We start from the raw sequence: 1,691 nt of genomic DNA on the forward strand, positions 1-1,691 counted from the left end.
TGGTCCAGGGTGTGCTGGGCGGCGGTGGCCAGCACCGGAGCCGGACCCAGCTCCACGAACACGCCCGCGCGGGCGGCCACTTCGGAGATGGCGGGCTGGAAGAGGACCGGCTGCCGGACGTGCCTGGCCCAGTACTCGGGGGACGTGATCTCCTCTCCCGCCTCCGTGCCCGACACATTGCTGATCAGGGGAATCCTCGGCGGCGCGAACTCCACGCCACGGATCGCGTCGGTGAACTGCGCCAGCATCGGCTCCATCAACACCGAATGGAAGGCATGACTGACCGACAGCGCCTTCGTCTTACGCCCCTTCACCCGCCACAACGCGGCAACCCTCTCCACCTCGTCGGCGGGCCCCGAAATGACCGTGGAATCGGGCGTGTTGACCGCGGCGACACTCACCCCGGAACCCTCCAGGACTGCCGCCAGCTCCTCGGGGGTGGCCTGGACCGCACACATCGACCCGCCCTCAGGCAGGGCACCCATCAGCCGGGCCCGCGCTCCCACAACCCGGCACGCATCCGCCAGATCAAACACACCCGCAACATGCGCCGCCGCAATCTCCCCGATCGAATGCCCGACCACCACACCCGGCCGCACACCCACCGACTCCCACAACCGCGCCAAACCCACCTGCAGCGCAAACAACCCCGCCTGCGCCCACATCGTGTGATCCAACCGCTGCTTCGGCCCACGCAACACAACATCACGGACCGAACCCCCCAACTCCCCGTCCAGCAGCCCACACACCTCATCAAAGGCGGCAGCGAACACAGGGAACCGCTCATACAAACCAGCCCCCATCCCCACCACCTGACTGCCCTGACCACTGAACAGCCAGACCACGTCCTTATGCGTGGCCACCGCATCCTCACGGGACTCCGTCAAGGTCGGATGTGCCTCACCGGCGGCCAACGCATCGAGGCCTGCCAGCAGTTCAGTGCGCTCACGTCCAGCCACCACAGCGCGCTGCTCGAACAGTGAGCGCGAGTGCAACAGGGACCAGCCCACGTCACGTACCGCCGCGCCCGTGTCATCCCCGACCGCATCCCGCAGACGGCGTGCCTGCTCACGCAATGCCTGCGGACCCCGCGCCGACACCACCCACGGCACCAGCACGCCCTCACCCTCCGGACTGGTCTCCGAACCAGCCTCCGCAGGCCCAGGCTCAGGCTCAGGCTCCGGAACGTGCTCCACAATCACATGCGCATTCGTCCCCGACGCACCAAACGACGACACACCCGCACGACGCGGCCGCCCCTCCACCCCCGCATCCGGCCACGACACCGCCCGCCCAGCAAGCCGAACCGCACCCGACTCCCAATCCACATGCGGCGACGGCTCATCCACATGCAAACTCGCCGGCACCACACCACGCCGCATCGCCATCACCATCTTGATGACACCCGCAACACCCGCAGCCGCCTGCGTATGACCAATATTCGACTTCACCGAACCCAGCCACAACGGACGACCCTCCGCCCGCCCCTGCCCATACGTCGCCAACAACGCCTGCGCCTCAATCGGATCACCCAGCGTCGTCCCCGTACCGTGCCCCTCCACCACATCCACATCCGCCGACACCAACCCACCACTGGCCAACGCCTGACGAATCACCCGCTCCTGCGACGGACCATTCGGCGCCGTCAAACCATTGCTCGCACCGTCCTGATTCACCGCCGAACCCCGCAC

General features: G+C 67.4%; 1 protein-coding gene. It reads right to left on the reverse strand.

The genetic code is table 11. The features are described from left to right. Positions 1-1,691 (reverse strand): type I polyketide synthase (locus tag AOK03_RS38905; protein ID WP_244177936.1); only part of this gene is annotated, 1,691 nt, incomplete at both ends.

The organism is Streptomyces atriruber, assembly GCF_001418325.1.
GTDB lineage: Bacteria > Actinomycetota > Actinomycetes > Streptomycetales > Streptomycetaceae > Streptomyces > Streptomyces atriruber.